15 protein-coding genes are annotated in these 18,713 nt (G+C 57.2%); 9 read left to right on the plus strand and 6 right to left on the minus strand.

The window, feature by feature from the left end:
- The first annotated feature begins 97 nt into the window (after nt 1–97).
- Both ACG74X_RS00455 and ACG74X_RS00460 read left to right on the plus strand, forming a co-directional pair.
- Complete coding sequence (locus ACG74X_RS00455; RefSeq protein WP_411231925.1) at nt 98–1,024, plus strand: MBL fold metallo-hydrolase; 927 nt, start codon at nt 98–100, stop codon at nt 1,022–1,024.
- A gap of 41 nt (nt 1,025–1,065) precedes the next feature.
- Nucleotides 1,066–1,458, plus strand: a complete 393-nt coding sequence (locus ACG74X_RS00460; RefSeq protein WP_411231926.1) for a metallopeptidase family protein — start codon at nt 1,066–1,068, stop codon at nt 1,456–1,458.
- A gap of 41 nt (nt 1,459–1,499) precedes the next feature.
- On the opposite strand, the gene ACG74X_RS00465 is transcribed toward ACG74X_RS00460, so the two are convergent.
- On the minus strand, nt 1,500–3,161 hold the full coding sequence (locus tag ACG74X_RS00465) for an NAD+ synthase (RefSeq protein ID WP_411231927.1): 1,662 nt from the start codon (nt 3,159–3,161) through the stop codon (nt 1,500–1,502).
- Nucleotides 3,162–3,316: 155 nt separating this feature from the next.
- On the opposite strand from ACG74X_RS00465, the gene ACG74X_RS00470 reads away from it, so the two are divergent.
- Nucleotides 3,317–4,714 (plus strand): MORN repeat-containing protein, encoded by a 1,398-nt coding sequence (locus ACG74X_RS00470; protein WP_411231928.1) that lies wholly within the window; start codon nt 3,317–3,319, stop codon nt 4,712–4,714.
- Nucleotides 4,715–4,771: 57 nt separating this feature from the next.
- On the opposite strand, the gene hppD is transcribed toward ACG74X_RS00470, so the two are convergent.
- Complete coding sequence (gene hppD / locus ACG74X_RS00475; RefSeq protein WP_411231929.1) at nt 4,772–5,866, minus strand: 4-hydroxyphenylpyruvate dioxygenase; 1,095 nt, start codon at nt 5,864–5,866, stop codon at nt 4,772–4,774.
- Between the two features lie 126 nt (nt 5,867–5,992).
- On the opposite strand from hppD, the gene ACG74X_RS00480 reads away from it, so the two are divergent.
- Nucleotides 5,993–6,460 carry an Lrp/AsnC family transcriptional regulator gene (locus ACG74X_RS00480; protein ID WP_411231931.1) on the plus strand — a complete coding sequence of 156 codons (468 nt, stop codon included), beginning with the start codon at nt 5,993–5,995 and terminating at the stop codon, nt 6,458–6,460.
- A 12-nt stretch (nt 6,461–6,472) separates the two neighbouring features.
- Here the strand turns inward: ACG74X_RS00480 and ACG74X_RS00485 are convergent, their stop codons facing one another.
- Nucleotides 6,473–7,261, minus strand: a complete 789-nt coding sequence (locus ACG74X_RS00485) for a trypsin-like serine peptidase (RefSeq protein ID WP_411231932.1) — start codon at nt 7,259–7,261, stop codon at nt 6,473–6,475.
- Nucleotides 7,262–7,438: 177 nt separating this feature from the next.
- Nucleotides 7,439–8,200 carry an NAD kinase gene (locus ACG74X_RS00490; protein ID WP_411231933.1) on the minus strand — a complete coding sequence of 254 codons (762 nt, stop codon included), beginning with the start codon at nt 8,198–8,200 and terminating at the stop codon, nt 7,439–7,441.
- A gap of 166 nt (nt 8,201–8,366) precedes the next feature.
- Here ACG74X_RS00490 and glyA point away from each other — a divergent pair, with 166 nt between their 5' ends.
- A complete protein-coding gene (gene glyA / locus ACG74X_RS00495) occupies nt 8,367–9,662 on the plus strand; it encodes a serine hydroxymethyltransferase (protein ID WP_411231934.1) in 1,296 nt (431 codons plus the stop codon).
- Between the two features lie 321 nt (nt 9,663–9,983).
- A complete protein-coding gene (locus tag ACG74X_RS00500) occupies nt 9,984–11,543 on the plus strand; it encodes a 2-isopropylmalate synthase (RefSeq protein ID WP_411231936.1) in 1,560 nt (519 codons plus the stop codon).
- Nucleotides 11,544–11,718: 175 nt separating this feature from the next.
- On the opposite strand, the gene ACG74X_RS00505 is transcribed toward ACG74X_RS00500, so the two are convergent.
- Nucleotides 11,719–14,166: a ligase-associated DNA damage response DEXH box helicase gene (locus ACG74X_RS00505; protein ID WP_411231937.1), complete on the minus strand. Its 2,448-nt coding sequence runs from the start codon at nt 14,164–14,166 to the stop codon at nt 11,719–11,721.
- 102 nt (nt 14,167–14,268) lie between these two features.
- On the opposite strand from ACG74X_RS00505, the gene ACG74X_RS00510 reads away from it, so the two are divergent.
- On the plus strand, nt 14,269–15,423 hold the full coding sequence (locus ACG74X_RS00510) for an MFS transporter (RefSeq protein ID WP_411231938.1): 1,155 nt from the start codon (nt 14,269–14,271) through the stop codon (nt 15,421–15,423).
- Nucleotides 15,424–15,465: 42 nt separating this feature from the next.
- Here the strand turns inward: ACG74X_RS00510 and ACG74X_RS00515 are convergent, their stop codons facing one another.
- Nucleotides 15,466–16,056: a riboflavin synthase gene (locus tag ACG74X_RS00515; protein WP_411231939.1), complete on the minus strand. Its 591-nt coding sequence runs from the start codon at nt 16,054–16,056 to the stop codon at nt 15,466–15,468.
- Between the two features lie 106 nt (nt 16,057–16,162).
- Between ACG74X_RS00515 and ACG74X_RS00520 the strand changes: the two genes are divergently transcribed.
- Complete coding sequence (locus tag ACG74X_RS00520) at nt 16,163–17,461, plus strand: capsule biosynthesis protein (RefSeq protein ID WP_411231940.1); 1,299 nt, start codon at nt 16,163–16,165, stop codon at nt 17,459–17,461.
- Nucleotides 17,462–17,600: 139 nt separating this feature from the next.
- Nucleotides 17,601–18,713, plus strand: a complete 1,113-nt coding sequence (locus ACG74X_RS00525; RefSeq protein ID WP_411232867.1) for a polysaccharide biosynthesis/export family protein — start codon at nt 17,601–17,603, stop codon at nt 18,711–18,713.

Raw genomic sequence — 18,713 nt, forward strand, 5'->3', positions numbered from 1 at the left:
AAGATGCTGCACAGGCCATCACGACACCGTGATCCGGACCTGCCCCGCGACATGCTGCCGCTATGTATTTATCAAACATTCAAGGAGCACGACCACCATGACCACCCTTCCCGTTTCCCGCCGCGCCGCTTTGGCAGGGCTTGTCGCCGCGCCCGCGCTCAGCCTTTCGGGCGCGTCTGCAACAGCACAAATCGCTGCAAACCAGGGCCCGCAAGTGCCGCGCGTCAACCGGTTTGGCGTTGGTGATTTCGAGGTCACCACAATGCTGGTCGCGACACGCACAGCCGAGGACCCGCAGGGCACGTTCGGCATGAATGTCAGTGCAGAGGACTTTGCCGCCGCATCCGCTGCCGCGCTGATACCGGCCGACAAATCCCAGTTTTTCTTCCACCCCACCCTGGTTAACACCGGGGCCGAACTGATCCTGTTCGACACCGGACTGAACGCCGCAGCAATGACACAAGCGATCGAGATGGCAGGCTATTCCGCCGACGCAGTGACGCATGTTGTGCTGACACATATGCACGGTGACCATATCGGCGGATTGATGAATGACGGGGCCGAGACATTCGCAAATGCCGCCTACATCACGGGACAGGTGGAATACGATCATTGGGCGGCTGCCGGAAATGAACGGTTCGACAGCATGGTCAAACCTTTGGCAGAGAAGATGACGTTTATCGGCGATGAGGCCAGCATCGCGTCCGGCATCACCTCGATCGCAGCGTTTGGGCACACCCCCGGACACATGGCGTATCGCCTCGAAAGCAATGGGCAGCAATTCGTCATTTTCGCAGACTTGGCCAATCACTATGTCTGGTCGCTGGCCCATCCCGATTGGGAAGTCCGCTTTGACATGGACAAATCCGCCGCCGCCGCGACACGCCGCCGGCTGTTGGGTCTGCTGGCCACTGACAAGATCCCTTTCGTTGGCTACCACATGCCCTTCCCCGGTGTCGGCTATGTCGAAACCCGCGGTGACGGGTTTCATTATGTGCCACACAGCTATCAGCTTTTGCTTTAAGGCGTCTTGACGCCGGTCGCCGCTGTCAGGCTCATGCGCATATGGATATGAGCAGCGACATCGATGACATCACACGCTACGCCGAGGCGGCCCTGTCTGGGCTGCCTCAACCATTCCGCGATCTGTGCGCCGATGTGGTGTTGAACGTCACCGATTGGCCCAGTTCAGACATGTTGGCCGAATTGAACATTTCCGACCGCGCTGACTTGACCGGGCTTTATGAGGGAATTCCTGTCACATTAAAGTCCAACGTCGATCCATCGCCGTTTCCCGACATGGTCTGGCTGTTTGCAGAGCCAATCCTTGCCGAATGGCGAGACCGCAAACATGATACGTTGGAAGCACTGGTGCATCACATCGTTATCCATGAAATCGCGCATCATTTCGGTTGGACCGACGAGGAGATCGCGCAGATCGATCGGTGGTGGGAATAACCCCCGATTCCGAGGCGCGCCCAATTTAAGGCAATGCAGCCCTAACTGTCATCCCGCCAGCGATTGACGAGCGGGTATCTCCGATCCAGCCAGAACGCGCGTTTCGACAGACGGGCACCGGGTGCGGATTGGAAGCGTTTGTATTCACTTATGTAAATCAGATTTTCGATTTTCTTGGCATCGGCGCGATCATAGCCAGCCGCGACGCAATCCGCGATAGAGCCGTCTTGATCCACAAGGATTTCCAGAATGCCATCCAGCACCGGATAATCCGGCAACGAATCACTGTCTTTCTGATCGTCCCGCAATTCGGCTGATGGTGGTTTGGTGATGATCCGATCCGGGATCACCTCGCCTGAGGGGCCTTTCATCCAGTCACGATGATTTTCATTGCGCCAGCGGCAGGCCTCGAAAACTGCCGTTTTATACATGTCCTTGATCGGATTATAACCGCCCGCCATATCGCCATAGATGGTGGCGTAGCCCACCGCGACCTCTGATTTATTGCCCGTCGTCAAAAGCATTTCGCCGAATTTGTTCGACAGCGCCATGAGCAACAGACCACGAATGCGCGATTGCACATTTTCTTCGGTCAAACCTTCCTGGGTGCCCTCAAACAAAGGCGCAAGCGTATTGGTCGCCGCGGTGCGCATTTCGGTGATTGGAACGGTGTCATACCGGCAACCCAATGCGTCAGCGACGGCTTTGGCATCATCCAAAGACGCTTGGGACGTGTATTCAGACGGCAGCATCACACAATGCACATTGTCCGCGCCCAGCGCATCCACCGCGATGGTCGCCACGATGGCCGAGTCGATGCCGCCGGACAGGCCCAGCAACGCTTTCCTGAAGCCGGTTTTCGCCATGTAATCGCCCAACGCGGTGACCATCACACGGTAATCTTGCTCCATCTCCTCGGGATGCTTGGTGAAATCACCCTGTTTAGCGCGCCAGCCCTGTGCCGTGCGCTCAAGGTCCACATGGCTGATCACCTCGTCAAAAGTCGGCAATTGTACCGCAGGTGCGCCGCCGGGGTTCAGCACAAAAGACCCGCCATCGAAGACCTGATCATCCTGGCCGCCCACCATATTCAAATAGATCAAGGGCAACCGGGATTCGATCACACGGGACACCATGTGGTTCAGACGCGTTTCGAATTTGTCGCGAAAATATGGCGATCCATTGGGGACAAGAATAAATTCGGCCCCGCTTTCTTCCAACGCTTCGACAACGTCAGGATACCAGGCATCTTCACAAATCGGCATTCCGATCCGCACACCATTTATCGCGACTGGCCCCTGCATCATATCGCGGGAAAAGTGGCGCACCTCATCGAAGACATTGAAATTGGGCAGAAAGTATTTGTGAACAACCGCTGAGATTTTTCCATCCTGAAGCGTGAAGTAGCTGTTGTGCAACTTAAGATCTTCGCCAACGCTTGGACCGCCGATGCACATAGCAGGCCCATCTGCGCAGGCTTTCGCCAAAGCTTCGATTTCGGCCGTTGCCGCGGCAATGAACGCGGGTTTCACAATCAGATCCTGTACCTGATATCCCGTGATGAACATCTCGGGCAGCGCCACCAGATCAGCACCCACTGCCTTGCCGTCTTCCCACGCCTTGCGCGCCTTGGCCGCGTTACCGGCAAGATCGCCGACCGTTGGGTTTAACTGCGCGAGCGTTATACGAAACCGGTCCGTCATTCAGACGTCTCCCTTTCCCGACATCGCCGGTGACATAGCAGAACACCGCGCGAGGGAAAGCACTTTGTCGGATAAGACATTGTCTGACACCGCCCCGTCGCATAGGTTTTCAAGGACAGGGTCATGGCAACGAACATGAGTGGGATACCAAGCACATGAGATGCGGCACATCAGTCTTTTTGGGCACAGCCTTCGCGCTTGTCAGCGCGGGCGCGGGTCTGACGCAGGACGGTGACATCCAAACCAAGCAATACGATGATGGTGGCGTTTACGAAGGCACCTTTCTGAACGGATTGCAGCACGGTACCGGGACATACCGCCTGCCCAATGGCTATGAATATACCGGTGACTGGGTGGATGGCGAGATCCGGGGCAATGGCGTTGCGCGTTTCCCGAATGGGTCGGTCTATGAAGGCCAATTCGCCAAGGGCAAACCGGCCGGGATCGGCAAAATCGTGTTTGCCGACGGATCGACCTATGAAGGGTCGTGGCTGGACGGCAAGATCACAGGTCAAGGCGTGGCGCTGTATGCCAATGGTGTGCGTTACGAAGGCAGCTTCCGCAACGCGTTGCACCACGGGCGCGGCACGATGCAAAGCCCCGGCGGCTATGTCTATGAAGGCGACTGGGTGAATGGCGTCAAACAGGGCAATGGCACCATCAGCTATCCAGACGGGTCAATCTACGAAGGCCGTGTCGCTGATGGCGATCGCGACGGTCAGGGCAAGCTGACGATGCCCGATGGCCTGATCTATGAGGGCACCTGGAAAGACGGTCAGATCGACGGCTCAGGCACGCTGACGCAGGCCAACGGTGACATTTACGAAGGACAGCTGGTCGCGGGGCGCCGGAATGGTCAGGGCAAGGTCACATACGCCAATGGCGACGTCTACGAGGGGCAGTTCAAGGATGATCTGCGCGAAGGCGAAGGTATGTTCCTGGGAACCGACGGCTATCGCTATGAAGGGGCCTGGGTGGCCGGTCAGATCGAAGGGCAAGGCAAAGTTACATATCCGGACGGGTCGGTCTATGAGGGTCAGTTCCGGGGCGATCTGGCCAATGGAGAGGGCAAGATCACCTATCCTGATGGGTCCACCTACGAAGGCACATGGGTCGATGGGGTGATCGACGGGAAAGGCAAGGCAGTCTATGCCAACGGGTTGACCTATGAGGGCGAGTTCAAAAATGCCCGCAACCACGGGGTTGGCATTATGACCTATCCGGACGGCTATAGATACGAAGGTGAATGGCAGGACGGCCAACGCCACGGTCAGGGCACCGCAACCTACACGGATGGAACCGTCTACGTCGGGCAATTTCTGGAGGGTCAACGCCATGGCCAGGGCGAGATCACCATGGCAGACGGGTTCAAATATTCCGGCGAATGGTCCAATGGCGAAATCAGCGGCACGGGAACCGCCACCTACGCCAATGGTGATGTCTATGAAGGTGCCTTTCTGAACGGCAAACGCCAAGGCACCGGCACGATGCGATACGCCTCGGGTGAAGAAGCGACCGGAGAGTGGATCAACGGCGCGCTGACGGACGGGTAAGCGGGACGCGTCTTGAAAGACGCGTCCCAAGGTCTTTGCAAAGACCTTGGCACCGTCCTAACCGGCTTTCAGAACACCGCGTTCGATTTGATCTGCTTCAATGCTCTCAAACAGCGCTTTGAAATTGCCTTCGCCAAATCCGTCATCACCCTTGCGTTGGATAAATTCGAAAAAGATCGGCCCGATTACGGTCTTTGAGAAGATCTGTAACAAGATCCGCGTCTCACCACCGCCAACAACACCTTCCCCGTCAATCAGAATGCCATGTTTCATCATCCGGTCCAGCGGCTCTTGATGACCAGCAACGCGGTCCTTGCTTTGTGCGTAATAAGCCGGCGGTGGCGCGGGCATGAACTTTAATCCCCGAGACGCGATTTCATCGACAGACCCATAGATGTCCTGCGTGCCAACCGCGATATGCTGAATGCCCTCACCTTTGTAGCGCTTGAGATACTCGACAATCTGCCCGGTTTCGCCGCGATCTTCATTGATCGGAATCCGGATGCGGCCACAGGGCGACGTCAATGCGCGGCTTAAAAGACCGCTAAACTTGCCTTCGATGTCGAAAAAGCGAATCTCCTTGAATCCGAAAATATCGCCATAAAACTTGAACCAGACATCCATATTGCCCTTGTGGACGTTGTGCGTCAGGTGATCGAGATAGTGAAACCCGACACCTTTGGGATGCGCGGCCGAGACCCAGTCGAACGCGTCATTGTAGGGATTTGCCTCATAATAGGTGTCGATGAAATAGATCAGTGATCCGCCAATTCCGACAATCGCCGGAACATCCATGGATTTCCCGGGGCCTTCAAACGGAATGGCCCCCTTGGCGACGGCATGTGCAAAAGCATGTTCTGCATCCACGACCCGCCATCCCATCGACGGCGCGCAAGGGCCATGTTCGTCGACAAAGCGGGTGGCGTGGCTGTTTGGTTCATTGTTCAAAAGATAGGTGATGTCGCCCTGTTGCCAAAGCTCAATAGCCTTTGTCTTGTGGGTTGCTGTGTGCGTATAGCCCATCTTGGCAAACACATCGCGCAGCGCATCTGGATCTGGATGTGCAAATTCAACAAATTCAAAACCGTCTGTTCCAGCCGGGTTGTCGGTGGAAATGGTGGCTTTCGGTGCGTTATGTGGAAATGGGCCCATGTCGTCCTCCTAGATTGACCCATGTCTAAGCCGTTTTGCACGCAGTACGGGCGCAAATACATACAGCAAATCCGCATCTTTTGCGGGAATCTTGCATATTGCTTTCAATTTCTGAAAAATTAATGCATGATCCAGCTTGACCCCAAAGATATTCAGCTTCTTGCCTGTCTCCAGAAAAATGGCCAGACATCCGCGCTTGAGTTGTCAGAGGTGCTTGGCATGTCGGCATCCCAGATCGGGCGCAGACGTCAACGGCTAGAGGCAGAGGGGTTCATCCTGGGAACACCCTGTAGATTGAACCCGGCCAAACTTGGCCTGACTGTGCAGGCGTTTATCCAGATCCAGACCAATTCCCAAGACGGCGACACCCACCAATCTGTTACACATTTGGTCAAGTCACATCCCGAAATCATTGCCGCATGGACGCTGACCGGGGACGCCGACTACATCTTTCGTGTCTATTGTCAGGATTTGTCGGCGCTGAACCGGCTGGTGCAGGATGTCTTGCTGCCGCATCCCGCAATCGGCCGGGTCCACAGCCAGATTGTGATGGATCAAATGAAAGATGACACCGCGCTTCCGCTTCCGCGCTAGCCGAAAACCGGCCTATCCGCCCGGCTTTACAAACCGCGCCCCTCCGTTCGAGCGCTGACCGACTATGACGCGCTTTGCCCCTTGCGATACGGGTGTACGCGCGGCATCATTCCGCATTTCGCGTTTCATGTCACTTACGACACCTGGCAACGTCATGCCAATCGCCTCTTTTTCAGATCCGTCGCGGGACATCATTGAAATAACCGACAAAATACGCAGACGCCCATCAATTCGAGTAAAGACCGGCGCACCGGACGATCCGAATGTCACGTCACAATCGAATGTCATAAGACCACCACGATAGGTTTGTTTGTGGCGGCAGCCGGATTCACGCTGCAATGACGCGTTGCGCCCGCGCCCGTAGGACACAAGCGTCACCTTGTTGGATTGAACGGTATCGGAATGAACCCTGAACGGTTCCGCCTCGGTGCTGTAAATCTCTCGATCCAGGCGCAAAAGCGCCAGATCCGTCATGACTTTCTGCGTCAAAGAGGCATTGCGAAGCGTTTGATACCCCTCCGCCAAAACGATCTTGGTAATCCGACGACTGGCTGCAGTTTGGCCATGCGTGTAGCCCGCGTGAAATCGCATTTTGCTTTTCGGCAAAATCTCTCCAGACGCATCATCAACGACGCAATGCGCTGCGGTCAGAACAAGATTGCGCGCGATCAATGTCCCGGTACATGTCCCGGCCCCAAGATCAAGCCGACCGACACCTTCCCACCCCAAAAGCTCCCCACGATCATCCAGCCGGTCGCGTTCCTGGCCAAAGGCCACAGTTCCAGACCATAGGGAGATCATGATTAAGACAATCGCAGACCAATGCATCGGGGCCACCTCGACGTTCAAACCAGTTGCCGGCGTCACCCCGGCAGATACGTGTACGTATTGGGTCTGCATGGCTAAAACGCGGCACCAAATCGTCGGGGATATGGCCTTGCGCTCGCGATAGGCATCAGGACGGCAAGACTGACCGCATCACACAAATTGTTCCCGGATCAACCGTTCTTCCAATCCGTGGCCGGGATCGAAAAGAACCTTGTGGGCGATCGACGGCTCTGAGCGAATGTCCACCCGCACCACATCCCGCACAGCGCGACCGTCAGCCTCTGCCATCACGGGGCGCTTTTGCGCCTCCATCACCTCGAACGTGACTTCCGCCGTTTTCGGCAAAAGCGCCCCGCGCCATCGCCTTGGGCGAAACGCCGCCACCGCAGTCAGCGCCAGCACATCGGACCCGATCGGCAAAATAGGCCCATGCGCGGAATAATTGTAAGCTGTCGATCCAGCAGGCGTGGAGACCAGCGCACCGTCGCAGACCAGTTCGGACATGCGGACCTTTCCGTCAACAATGATCCGCAATCGCGCCGCCTGCGGCCCGGCCCGCAGCAACGACACTTCATTGATCGCCAATGCGCGCTGTTCACCGCCATCTTGCGTTGTGGCTTTCATGGACAGCGGATTGATGACTTCCTGCTCTGCCTGCTCCAGCCGCTCTGGCAGCCCATGATCGGAATATTCGTTCATCAAAAACCCGACCGTGCCCCTGTTCATACCGTAAACCGGAGCCGGCAGATTTTGCGTGCGATGCAATGTGTCCAGCATAAAGCCATCGCCGCCCAGGGCCACAATGACATCCGCTCCATCTTCGTTGTGATCTCCGTAACGGCGTGTCAGCCCCGCTTTCGCGGATTGCGCAATCGGCGCGGAACTGGCGGCAAAAGCAATACGCAAAGACATGGGGTTGGTGGTCCTATCGGGTTATTTCAAGCAGACACAATCACACCGCGCCTGCCGGCACCACCCATTGCGTAATTTTGTTGCGTCAAACACCGGCGCAACCTTTGCCTTTTCGCCGAACTCCCTTAGGTAAGGCATATCACAAATTCGCTTTCAGGAGCCTGGCATGAACGCGCCTCACCGAGACACTGGTTTTTTCACGAAATCCCTTTCTGACAGCGATCCGGAGCTGTTTGGGTCGATCACCGATGAGCTGGGCCGCCAGCGGGACGAGATTGAGCTGATCGCATCCGAGAACATCGTCAGCCGCGCGGTGATGGAGGCGCAGGGGTCGGTGATGACCAATAAATACGCCGAAGGCTATCCGGGTCGCCGCTATTATGGCGGGTGCCAGTTTGTGGATGTGGCCGAGAACCTGGCGATCGAGCGGGCGTGCCAGCTTTTTGAATGCGACTTTGCAAATGTGCAGCCAAATTCAGGCAGCCAGGCCAATCAGGGCGTGTTCACCGCTCTGCTGCAGCCGGGGGATACGATCCTGGGCATGAGCCTTGATGCCGGGGGGCACCTGACGCATGGGGCCAAGCCGAACCAGTCGGGCAAGTGGTTCAACGCCATTCAGTACGGTGTGCGCCGCGAGGACAACCTGCTGGATTACGATCAGGTGCAGGCGCTTGCCACGGAACATCAGCCAAAGCTGATCATCGCCGGTGGCTCTGCCATCCCGCGCCAGATCGACTTTGCCCGCATGCGCGAGATTGCCGACAGCGTGGGTGCCTATCTGCATGTGGACATGGCGCATTTCGCCGGGCTGGTGGCGGCGGGCGAACACCCCAGCCCGTTCCCGCATGCGCATGTGGCGACGACGACGACGCACAAGACGCTGCGTGGGCCACGCGGCGGCATGATCCTGACCAATGACGAGGCGCTGGCGAAAAAGTTCAACTCTGCCATTTTCCCCGGCATTCAGGGCGGGCCGCTGATGCATGTGATCGCGGCCAAGGCGGTGGCCTTTGGCGAGGCGTTGCGCCCGGATTTCAAGGTTTACCAACAGAACGTCATCCGCAATGCTCAGGCGCTGTCGGATCAGCTGATCAAAGGCGGTCTGGACACCGTGACCCACGGCACCGACACGCATGTGGTGCTGGTGGATCTGCGCCCGAAAGGCGTGAAGGGCAATGCCACGGAAAAGGCGCTGGGACGGGCGCATATCACCTGTAACAAGAACGGAGTGCCGTTTGATCCGGAAAAGCCGATGGTCACGTCTGGCATTCGCCTTGGCACACCCGCAGGAACAACCCGAGGGTTCGGCGAGGCGGAATTCCGTCAGATCGCCGATTGGATCATCGAGGTGACAGAGGGTCTGTCTGCCAATGGCGAAGACGGGAACGCGGCGGTTGAGGACGCGGTCCGAGGTAAAGTTGCCGAGCTTTGCGCCCGGTTTCCGATCTACCCCTACCTCTAGAATTTACTGCCCCGGTCAAAGATTCTTCGTACGAAGAATCTTGCCAACCAACAGTAAATAATTGGTGCAAAAGGAAAATAGATGCGCAACTTCATGCGCATCTTTTTCCTTTTATCCGCTTTTCATTCAAGTTTTGCGCGGTATAGTCCAACCCATGACACTTTTGGTCCATATCACATCTGCCTCGCAGATATTTGCGCATCTTGCGTTGACCACCCGTCTTCTCCTAATCCGCCTCTGAGCGCGGCCGTTCCGGCGCGACCGCTCAGAGGGAGACCGCTTCGCGCCGACGATTGGGACGAGACAAGAAAGATCAAAGACATGGCACAAATAGACAAGAACCGGGTGGTCATTTTCGACACCACCCTGCGCGACGGCGAACAATCGCCTGGCGCAACAATGACTCATGACGAAAAGCTGGAGATCGCCGAACTGCTTGACGATATGGGTGTCGACATCATCGAGGCCGGCTTTCCGATTGCGTCCGAGGGCGACTTTCGCGCCGTCAGCGAAATCGCCGAACGCAGCAAAAACGCTGTCATCTGTGGCCTTGCGCGCGCGCAACTGCCTGACATCGACCGATGTTGGGAGGCCGTAAAAAATGCCGGCAAACCGCGTATCCACACGTTTATCGGCACGTCACCACTGCACCGCGCGATCCCGAATCTTAGTCAAGATGAAATGGCCGAGCGGATTGAACAAACCGTCACCCACGCCCGCAATCTTTGCGACAATGTACAATGGTCACCCATGGATGCCACCCGCACCGAATGGGACTATCTGTGCCGCACGGTTGAGATTGCGATCAAAGCCGGGGCAACCACGATCAACATTCCCGATACAGTCGGTTATACCGCACCAGTCGAATCCGCAGACCTGATCCGGCGGTTGATCGAAACGGTTCCGGGCGCGGATGACGTTGTTTTTGCCACACATTGCCACAATGACCTTGGCATGGCGACCGCCAACGCACTGGCCGCCGTCGAGGGCGGTGCGCGGCAGATCGAATGTACGGTCAACGGTCTTGGCGAACGCGCTGGCAACACCGCGTTGGAAGAGGTGGTCATGGCTCTCAAGGTGCGTTCGGACATCATGCCGTATCATACCGGGATCGACACGAAAAAAATCATGCACATCTCGCGTCGGGTCAGCACCGTGTCCGGCTTTCCAGTGCAATTCAACAAAGCCATTGTCGGCAAAAACGCCTTTGCTCATGAAAGCGGCATCCATCAGGACGGCATGCTGAAAAACGCCGAAACCTTCGAGATCATGCGCCCAGAGGATGTGGGCATCGCGGGCACATCCTTGCCTTTGGGCAAACATTCCGGACGCGCCGCATTACGCGCCAAGTTGAAAGATCTTGGCGTGGATGTTGGCGACAACCAGCTCAAAGACATTTTTGTTCGGTTCAAAGACCTGGCTGACCGCAAGAAAGAGGTGTTCGACGATGACATCCTGGCCCTGGTGTCGGCGGCTTCGGATGAGGACGACATCTTGCAGCTGGTGAACCTCAAGGTCATTTGCGGCACAGGTCCAGCAGAAGCAACGCTGGAGATGGAGATTGACGGCACCGAGCAGACCGCTGTCAGCGAAGGTGATGGGCCTGTAGACGCGACCTTCAAGGCCATTCGCAGGCTGCATCCCAATAAGGCGCGTCTTCAGCTGTATCAGGTGCATGCGGTGACCGAAGGCACCGATGCGCAGGCCACGGTCTCTGTGCGGCTGGAAGAGGATGGCATGATCTCGACAGGCCAATCCGCAGATACCGATACGGTTGTTGCCTCGGCGAAAGCGTACATCAACGCCTTGAACCGGCTGCTGGTCCGGCGCGGAAAAACCGGCAAGGATGTCAAGGAAATCTCGTATCGCGACGTGACTTGATCAGCGACAACTCCGTCGGATTTCCAGAGCATTCACACATAAGGTCGGGCCTCACGCCCGGCCTTTCTTGTGTCTCGCGCGCCGATGCGCAAACTGTAGCCAATTGGCTGCCCAGCGGATCAGGCACCAGGCAGGACGATCAGGGTCGATGTGCCACAAACCCGGATATCAACCATCAGAAGGGCACGCGCCATTTCGGTTGGCTTGGTTTCACATCAACCTGTGCCAGACCAGACGCTTCCATCAGTCGGGTAACTTCTTCTTCCAGCAACCGTTCATCCGCCGCTCCGCGAACGGGCACGCGACCGGGCTCAAGAAACAGCGGCGCGGCCAAAGGTGTGACGCGCTTCAGACGCACCAGGTCGATCCGATCCTCCACACGTTCAGTCATTTCGCGGATACGGCTGAAATCCACCAGACCGCGCATCGCCTCTTCCTGGGTGATCTGCATCAAAAGATGGTCAGGGTCGTATTTAAGAAGCGTATCATAAAGAATGTCCGATGACATTGTCGCCTGTCGTCCGGTTTTGCGCTGCCCGCCAAGATTGCGTTCGATCAGCCCGGCAATGGTGGCCGAGGCGCGAAATGTTCGTTTCATCACGGCGTTGCCCGCCAACCATGTTTCCAGCCCTGCCTCCAGTGCCGCAATGTCAAACAACGGCGCAGGATCAACCACAGCATCCAGCCCCCAAATCAAAACCGCATAATCTGTGGCAACAAACCCCATTGGGGCAAGGCCTTCTTCTTCCATCCGCTTGGTCAGCAAAAGACCCAGCGTCTGCATCGCGTTGCGACCGGCAAATCCGTAAGCCACCAATTGTTCGCGCCCGTCATGCGGAAAGCTCTCGATCAACAAACGGCCTGGCTGGGGAAGGCGGCTCACACGGCGCTGCATCTGCAGCCAATCCCGGGTGTGATCCGGCAAATCGGGCCAGTCACTCTGCTGCAGCAGATTTACGATGCGATGCGACAGCTGTGTGGATGTGGCGAACTTCGTCCCCATAAAAGTGGCAATTTTGGGTTTCCTGCCGGCATCTCTCGTGACCTCGACCGTAAGTTCACGCAGACCTTCGTATTTCACAATCTGCCCGCCGATCAGAAACGTATCACCCCGCGTCAATGTCGCGGCAAAGCCCTCTTCGATTTCGCCAAGAGGCGCGCCGCCGCGGCCCCTCCATCGCACTTTCAAGGTATCCGTGTCTTGGATCGTTCCAATGTTCTGACGGATTCGGGTCGCAGATCTGGGATCACGCAACTGCCATCGGCCGTCAGCGCGCTGCTGCAGGCGTTGCCACTGATCATAGGCCCGCAGTGCATATCCTCCGGTCGCACAAAAATCGAGACATGCCTGAAACTCTTCTCGGCACAGATCTGCATAGGCCCCCGCGGTGGTCATCTCGGCAAACAGGTCATCTGCATCAAAGGGCCCCGAACAGGCCGCAATCAGAATATGCTGGCACAACACATCACGCGGACCGCGACCGCGCCATTCCCCATCCAGATCATGGGCCCTGACCGCATCCAGCGCCGCCACACATTCGACAACTTCAAAACGATTGGCCGGAACAAGCAGCGCTTTGGACGGGGCGTTATACCTGTGATTAGCACGACCGATCCGCTGCACCAATCGTTTAACATTTTTCGGCGCACCAATCTGAATGACCAGATCGACATCACCCCAGTCAATGCCAAGATCAAGACTCCCGGTACAGACAATCGCCCGCAGATCACCACGCACCATGGCCGCTTCAACCTTTTCGCGCTGTCCACGATCCAAAGATCCGTGGTGAATCCCAATCGGCAAGGCCTCCTCGTTGGCCAGCCAAAGATTGTGGAAAAAGATCTCTGCCTGCGCGCGGGTGTTGTGAAAAATCAACGTGGTCTTATGTTTTTTGACTTCTTCCAGAACGGCAGGAATGGCGTATTTGGCGCCACCTCCGGACCAGGGCGGCGCGTCCTGTGTAACCAGCATCGAAATGTCAGGCTCTGGCCCCGGATCGGCCAAAACGATGTCGCAGGGGTCCGGGTGTTTTGCCAACAATCGCGCGATTGCACCGGGGTCTTCGACAGTTGCCGAAAGACCGACCCGTCGCAAATCAGGGCACAGAAATTGAAGCCGGGCCAGCGCCAGCATGAGCTGATCTCCCCGTTTGCTTTCGGCCAAGGCATGAATCTCGTCCACGATCACCCGTTGAACACCTGCAAACATCCGGTGAGCATCGTCATAGCTTGTCAGCAAAGCCAGGGATTCCGGCGTGGTCAAAAGAATATGCGGCGGGTCCGCACGTTGGCGTTTCTTGATATGCGCCGAGGTGTCACCGGTGCGGTCTTCGACACGGATCGGCAAACCCGCCTCTTCGATTGGCGTGCGCAGGTTTCGCTTGATATCAGCGGCAAGCGCCTTGAGCGGGCTGACATAGAGCGTGTGCAATCCATCTTTCGGCCTGTCCGCCAGTTCTTTAAGCGTCGGCAGAAATCCAGCCAGCGTCTTGCCGCCACCGGTGGGCGCAATCAACAGAAGACACGGTTCAGCCGAGCGTTCCAGCATGTCTTGCTGATGCGGATGAATGGTCCATCCGCGCGCATCAAACCATGATTGAAGAGAAGCAGGTAAAGCTGTCATGGGCTGTTAAATAACCTGCTTGTGCCAGAATAAAAACGGCCGACGGCATTGCGGGCCGATTGCCGTTCCGTCACTAGTCGCATGGGCCATGAAAGGGCTGGCATGACACATCCGCTTGTCATCACAGGGGTGATTTATCTTGCAGGATTGGGCGCTGCAGGCCAGTTCTCCAAACTTGCCGTGAGCTTTGTCGCGTTGACCGAGCTTTACCATGGGCGCGAGGCGACCTTGGGGTTGACCGTGTCGCTGATCAGCCTGGTTGGTGTTGTGCTTGGGCTTGTGGCGGGGATGGTTGTAAACCGTATCGGTGCGCGTCGCGCGTTGATCTGGGCCTTGGCATTTGGTGCGGCAATATCTGCTTGGCAGGTCAGCCTGCCTGCGCTGCCAACATTGATGGCAAGCCGTATCCTCGAAGGGCTGTCCCATCTGTTGATTGTAGTTGCTGCGCCGACCCTGATTTCGGAAATGACGCCGGACCGTTTACGCCCTGCCGCCCTGACGCTGTGGAGCACGTTTTTCGGGGTTGCCTTTGCATTAACCGCGCTGATTGCGCCCGGTCTGATCACCTTTGGCGGCTTGTCAGCGTTGCTGGCTGCGCATGGTGTTTGGATGGCACTGGCTTGTGGTCTGTGCGTTGCCGTCCTGCCAAAGCCCGAAACACAACAGGATTTCGCCCAACCACCCGGCTCTGTCTTCGCCAGACATCTTCGCGCCTACGCCACACCGGGCATCGCGGCACCTGCCCTGGCGTGGCTTTGTTATACACTGACCTTTGTGTCTGTCCTCACCGTGCTGCCATTACTGACCGGGCCAACCGATGCGGTCTGGCTGGCCAGCTTGGCACCTCTTGTCTCGATCAGTGTCGCTTTGACCGCGGGCATCTTTTTGCTGAACAGGATACGCGCCTTGCCCATCGTCATCTGGGGGTTTTTCGCCTGTCTTGTGGCATCGACACTTGCGCTTGCAGCTGACTTTTCACCGCTGAGCATCCTGATCCTATTTGCCGCAATGGCATTCGTTCAGGGGTCGGGCTTTGCCGTTGTGCCGCAACTCAATCCCGATCCGAACGCCCGCGCTTTGGCGAATGGTGCGCTGGCGCAGATGGGCAATGTTGGAAACCTGGCCGGCACGCCGCTGTTGATCGCCATTTATCAGGGCGCGCCGACATTCGGCCCATTTGTTTTTCTGGCCGTCGCCTATGCCGGTGGGCTGTGTCTGACATGGATCATCGGCCGCCGTGCAATGGCCGCGCTGTAGAAAACACGACGGTTCCGCAACACGTTCAAACGCCAGCCGGAATTACCCCTGCATCTCGGCAAGGCGGGCCACATATCGCGCCAGCGTGTCTATTTCCAAGTTCACCTTATCGCCTGTTTTGCTGCCGCCCCAAGTTGTCACTTCCTGGGTGTGCGGGATCAGGTTCACGCCAAACCGGCACCCATCGACCTCGTTAACCGTCAGGGACGTGCCATCAAGTGCCACCGACCCTTTTGGCGCGATGTACCGGGCCAGTGCCTCTGGTGCCTCAAACGTATAGCGGATGCTGTCACCCTCGGCCCGCATCTCGATGATTTCAGCCAATCCATCGACATGCCCGGACACGATATGTCCGCCCAGCTCGTCTCCGACTTTCAACGCGCGCTCAAGGTTGACTTTGGAGCCCACGGCCCAACTGCCCAGGGTGGTCTTGTCCAGTGTTTCGGCGCTGATTTCGACATCAAACCAATCCGGACCCAACGCCACAACCGTCAAACAGGCCCCGCTGCACGCGATAGATGCGCCAATGTCGATCCCATCCGTGTCATAAGAGGTGCCGATACGTGCGCGCAGATCGCCGCGATGCTCAAGTTCGCGAACCTCTCCGATATCCGTCACAATCCCTGTAAACATGATCCTGCCCCTATTTCCGGCATACCCACCAAATCTTGCGGTCTGGCATTCCCACACAAAGTCTGTGTGTGCTAACCTATCTCAAGCCGAGGGATACTGCGCAGATATGGCAAACACAACGGTCAAGCCAACACGGCGGGTGTTCCTGTTTTTGCAGGGCCCACATGGGCCGTTCTTTTCCGAACTTGCCGCAAAACTGTCAGAAACCGGTGCCGCCTGCTGGCGGGTGGCGTTTAACGCCGGCGATGGCGCGCGATGGACGGATCGCGATACATTATTGCCCTTTCGCCAGTCCGAGGACGCATGGATTGACCAGTTTTCACAGTGGATCACCGAAACAGGCGCAACCGACCTGGTGCTTTACGGCGACACCCGCCGCCGTCACGCTGACGCGATCAAGTTGGCCCGCAAAGCGGGTTTGGTCATTCACGTCTTTGAGGAAGGCTATCTTCGCCCCTATTGGGCCACTTACGAAAGAAATGGATCAAACGGCAATTCGCGCCTGATGGACATTACTCTGGATCAGATGGAACGCGCGTTGCTGGAACGATCAGCCTTGCCAACGATGCCCCCGGACCGCTGGGGCGATTTGCGCCAACACATGGTCCATGGGGCACTGTATCATTGGCATGTTTTATTCAGAAACCAGAGCTTCCCGCATTTCCGGCCGCATCGCGATCAAACCGTCGCCCAGGAATTCCGCCTTCAGGTGCTGCGATTGCTGCGGCGGCCGCGGCATATGATCGAACGCCGATGGACAACGCAACGCATCCGCAAGGGCGGCTGGCCCTATCACGTCGTTCTTTTGCAACTGGAACATGACGCAAGCTTTCGGGCGTTTTCGGATTTCGCGTCGCAGACAGAGTTTGTAAATCTGGTGGTGGACGGCTTTGCCAAAGGGGCCGCATCACACCACAGATTGGTGTTCAAGGCCCATCCGCTAGAAGACGGGCGCGCACCGCTGGAACAGACGATTCGCAAACGCGCGGCCAAACATGGCCTGTCAGATCGGGTCTTTTTTGTGCGCGGCGGAAAACTGGCTTACCTGCTGCAAGCGGCACGATCTGCGGTTACGGTAAATTCAACAGCCGCGCATCAAGCCCTGTGGCGCGGCCTGCCGGTGCGCAGCTTCGGCACCAGCGTCTATGACAAACCGGGATTGGTATCGCATCAACCTTTGCCGGATTTCTTCACATCTCCGAAACCGCCCGATCCGGAGGCGCACGCGATTTATCGCCAGTTTTTATTGGAAACGAGCCAGCTTCCAGGCGGGTTTTATTCATCAAAGGGCCGTGTTCAGCTGCTGCGTCACGTGGTGGACCGTATTTTGGCCCCGCATGATCCGTACGAAAACCGCTTATCCGCGCACGAGTCCAAGACGCAACAGTTGCGGGTTGTTCGGTAGGCGCCACTAGTCCTAGTACTGGTCAAACTGTCGGGATTCCGGTACTTTACCAAAAAAATATAAACCGAGGCAGACAATAACTGGTCGAGGAGACCGAGCAGTGTTCAGTTCAAAATTCCGATGGGGCCGCCCCATCGCCATGGTGCTGTGCGCATCAGCTCTTGCGTCGTGCACCCTGCCCGGCGTCGGACCAAGTAAAAACCAGATTTTTGCGGGCTCTGTTCAGCGCGAAGGCGACGCCTTTATCGTCGCAGTGGATGACCGCGTCACGCGGACAACCGCAGTGGTGCCAGCGTTAGGGTTTTCCGACCAGCTGAAGAATGCCAGCCTTCAAGGCGCGGACATCATTCGCCCCGGCGATACATTGGGTCTGACGATTTGGGAAAATGTCGATGACGGTTTGCTGGCGGGCGAAGTGTCCAACGCAACTGCCCTTGAAAACGTTCAGGTTGATGGATCGGGCTTTATCTTTGTCCCCTATGCCGGTCGCATCAAAGCGGCCGGGAACACCCCCGAGGCGATCCGGCGTATCATCACCAGCAAACTGGAAGACCAGACGCCTGATCCGCAAGTGGAAGTGCGCCGCCTTGCCGGGGATGGTGCAACCGTAGCGATCCTTGGCTCTGCCGGTACGCAGGGCGTATTTCCAATCACCCGACCGACCCGCACGCTGGCCTCCATGCTTGCCAGTGCTGGCGGCGTCGGCATGTCACCGGAAATCGCACAAATCACCCTGACACGGGGCGACCATAGCGAAACGATCTGGTTCGAGGATCTGTATGCCGATCCAACGCTCGATGTGGCGCTGCGAAATGGCGACAGAATTCTTGTGGAAGCCGACCAACGGTCGTTCACGGCTCTGGGGGCAGCCGGGTCTCAGACTCAATTGACCTTTGACAGCCGCACCCTGTCTGCTGTTGAGGCGCTGGCACAATTGGGCGGCCTGGTTGCGACAACCGCCGATCCCACCGGTGTTTTTGTTTTCCGCAATGAACCGGCCGAGATCTCGAATGCAGTGCTGGGTCGGTCTGATTTGGTTGGGGCACAGCGGTTGATTTATGTTCTGGACCTCACCGAACCCAACGGATTGTTCATTGCCCGCGATTTCCTGATCCGGGACGGCGATACGATCTATGTGACAGAAGCCCCAATCGTACAGTGGAACCGTACAATTGCAGCGATCACGGGAACTCTTGGCGGTGCCCAGGGCCTTGCGACCGCCGCGACCGGCGGAACGGCATTGGGCGAGTAA

It is taken from the genome of Marivita sp. S0852, assembly GCF_046591575.1.
Lineage (GTDB): Bacteria > Pseudomonadota > Alphaproteobacteria > Rhodobacterales > Rhodobacteraceae > Marivita.

Excerpts from the sequence above, each read along its gene's own strand:
- ACG74X_RS00455 (WP_411231925.1), top strand. The coding sequence starts at position 98 with ATGACCACCCTTCCCGTTTCCCGCCGCGCCGCTTTGGCAGGGCTTGTC.
- ACG74X_RS00460 (WP_411231926.1), top strand. The coding sequence starts at position 1,066 with ATGGATATGAGCAGCGACATCGATGACATCACACGCTACGCCGAGGCG.
- ACG74X_RS00465 (WP_411231927.1), bottom strand. The coding sequence starts at position 3,161 with ATGACGGACCGGTTTCGTATAACGCTCGCGCAGTTAAACCCAACGGTC.
- ACG74X_RS00470 (WP_411231928.1), top strand. The coding sequence starts at position 3,317 with ATGAGATGCGGCACATCAGTCTTTTTGGGCACAGCCTTCGCGCTTGTC.
- hppD (WP_411231929.1), bottom strand. The coding sequence starts at position 5,866 with ATGGGCCCATTTCCACATAACGCACCGAAAGCCACCATTTCCACCGAC.
- ACG74X_RS00480 (WP_411231931.1), top strand. The coding sequence starts at position 5,993 with ATGATCCAGCTTGACCCCAAAGATATTCAGCTTCTTGCCTGTCTCCAG.
- ACG74X_RS00485 (WP_411231932.1), bottom strand. The coding sequence starts at position 7,261 with ATGATCTCCCTATGGTCTGGAACTGTGGCCTTTGGCCAGGAACGCGAC.
- ACG74X_RS00490 (WP_411231933.1), bottom strand. The coding sequence starts at position 8,200 with ATGTCTTTGCGTATTGCTTTTGCCGCCAGTTCCGCGCCGATTGCGCAA.
- glyA (WP_411231934.1), top strand. The coding sequence starts at position 8,367 with ATGAACGCGCCTCACCGAGACACTGGTTTTTTCACGAAATCCCTTTCT.
- ACG74X_RS00500 (WP_411231936.1), top strand. The coding sequence starts at position 9,984 with ATGGCACAAATAGACAAGAACCGGGTGGTCATTTTCGACACCACCCTG.
- ACG74X_RS00505 (WP_411231937.1), bottom strand. The coding sequence starts at position 14,166 with ATGACAGCTTTACCTGCTTCTCTTCAATCATGGTTTGATGCGCGCGGA.
- ACG74X_RS00510 (WP_411231938.1), top strand. The coding sequence starts at position 14,269 with ATGACACATCCGCTTGTCATCACAGGGGTGATTTATCTTGCAGGATTG.
- ACG74X_RS00515 (WP_411231939.1), bottom strand. The coding sequence starts at position 16,056 with ATGTTTACAGGGATTGTGACGGATATCGGAGAGGTTCGCGAACTTGAG.
- ACG74X_RS00520 (WP_411231940.1), top strand. The coding sequence starts at position 16,163 with ATGGCAAACACAACGGTCAAGCCAACACGGCGGGTGTTCCTGTTTTTG.
- ACG74X_RS00525 (WP_411232867.1), top strand. The coding sequence starts at position 17,601 with ATGGTGCTGTGCGCATCAGCTCTTGCGTCGTGCACCCTGCCCGGCGTC.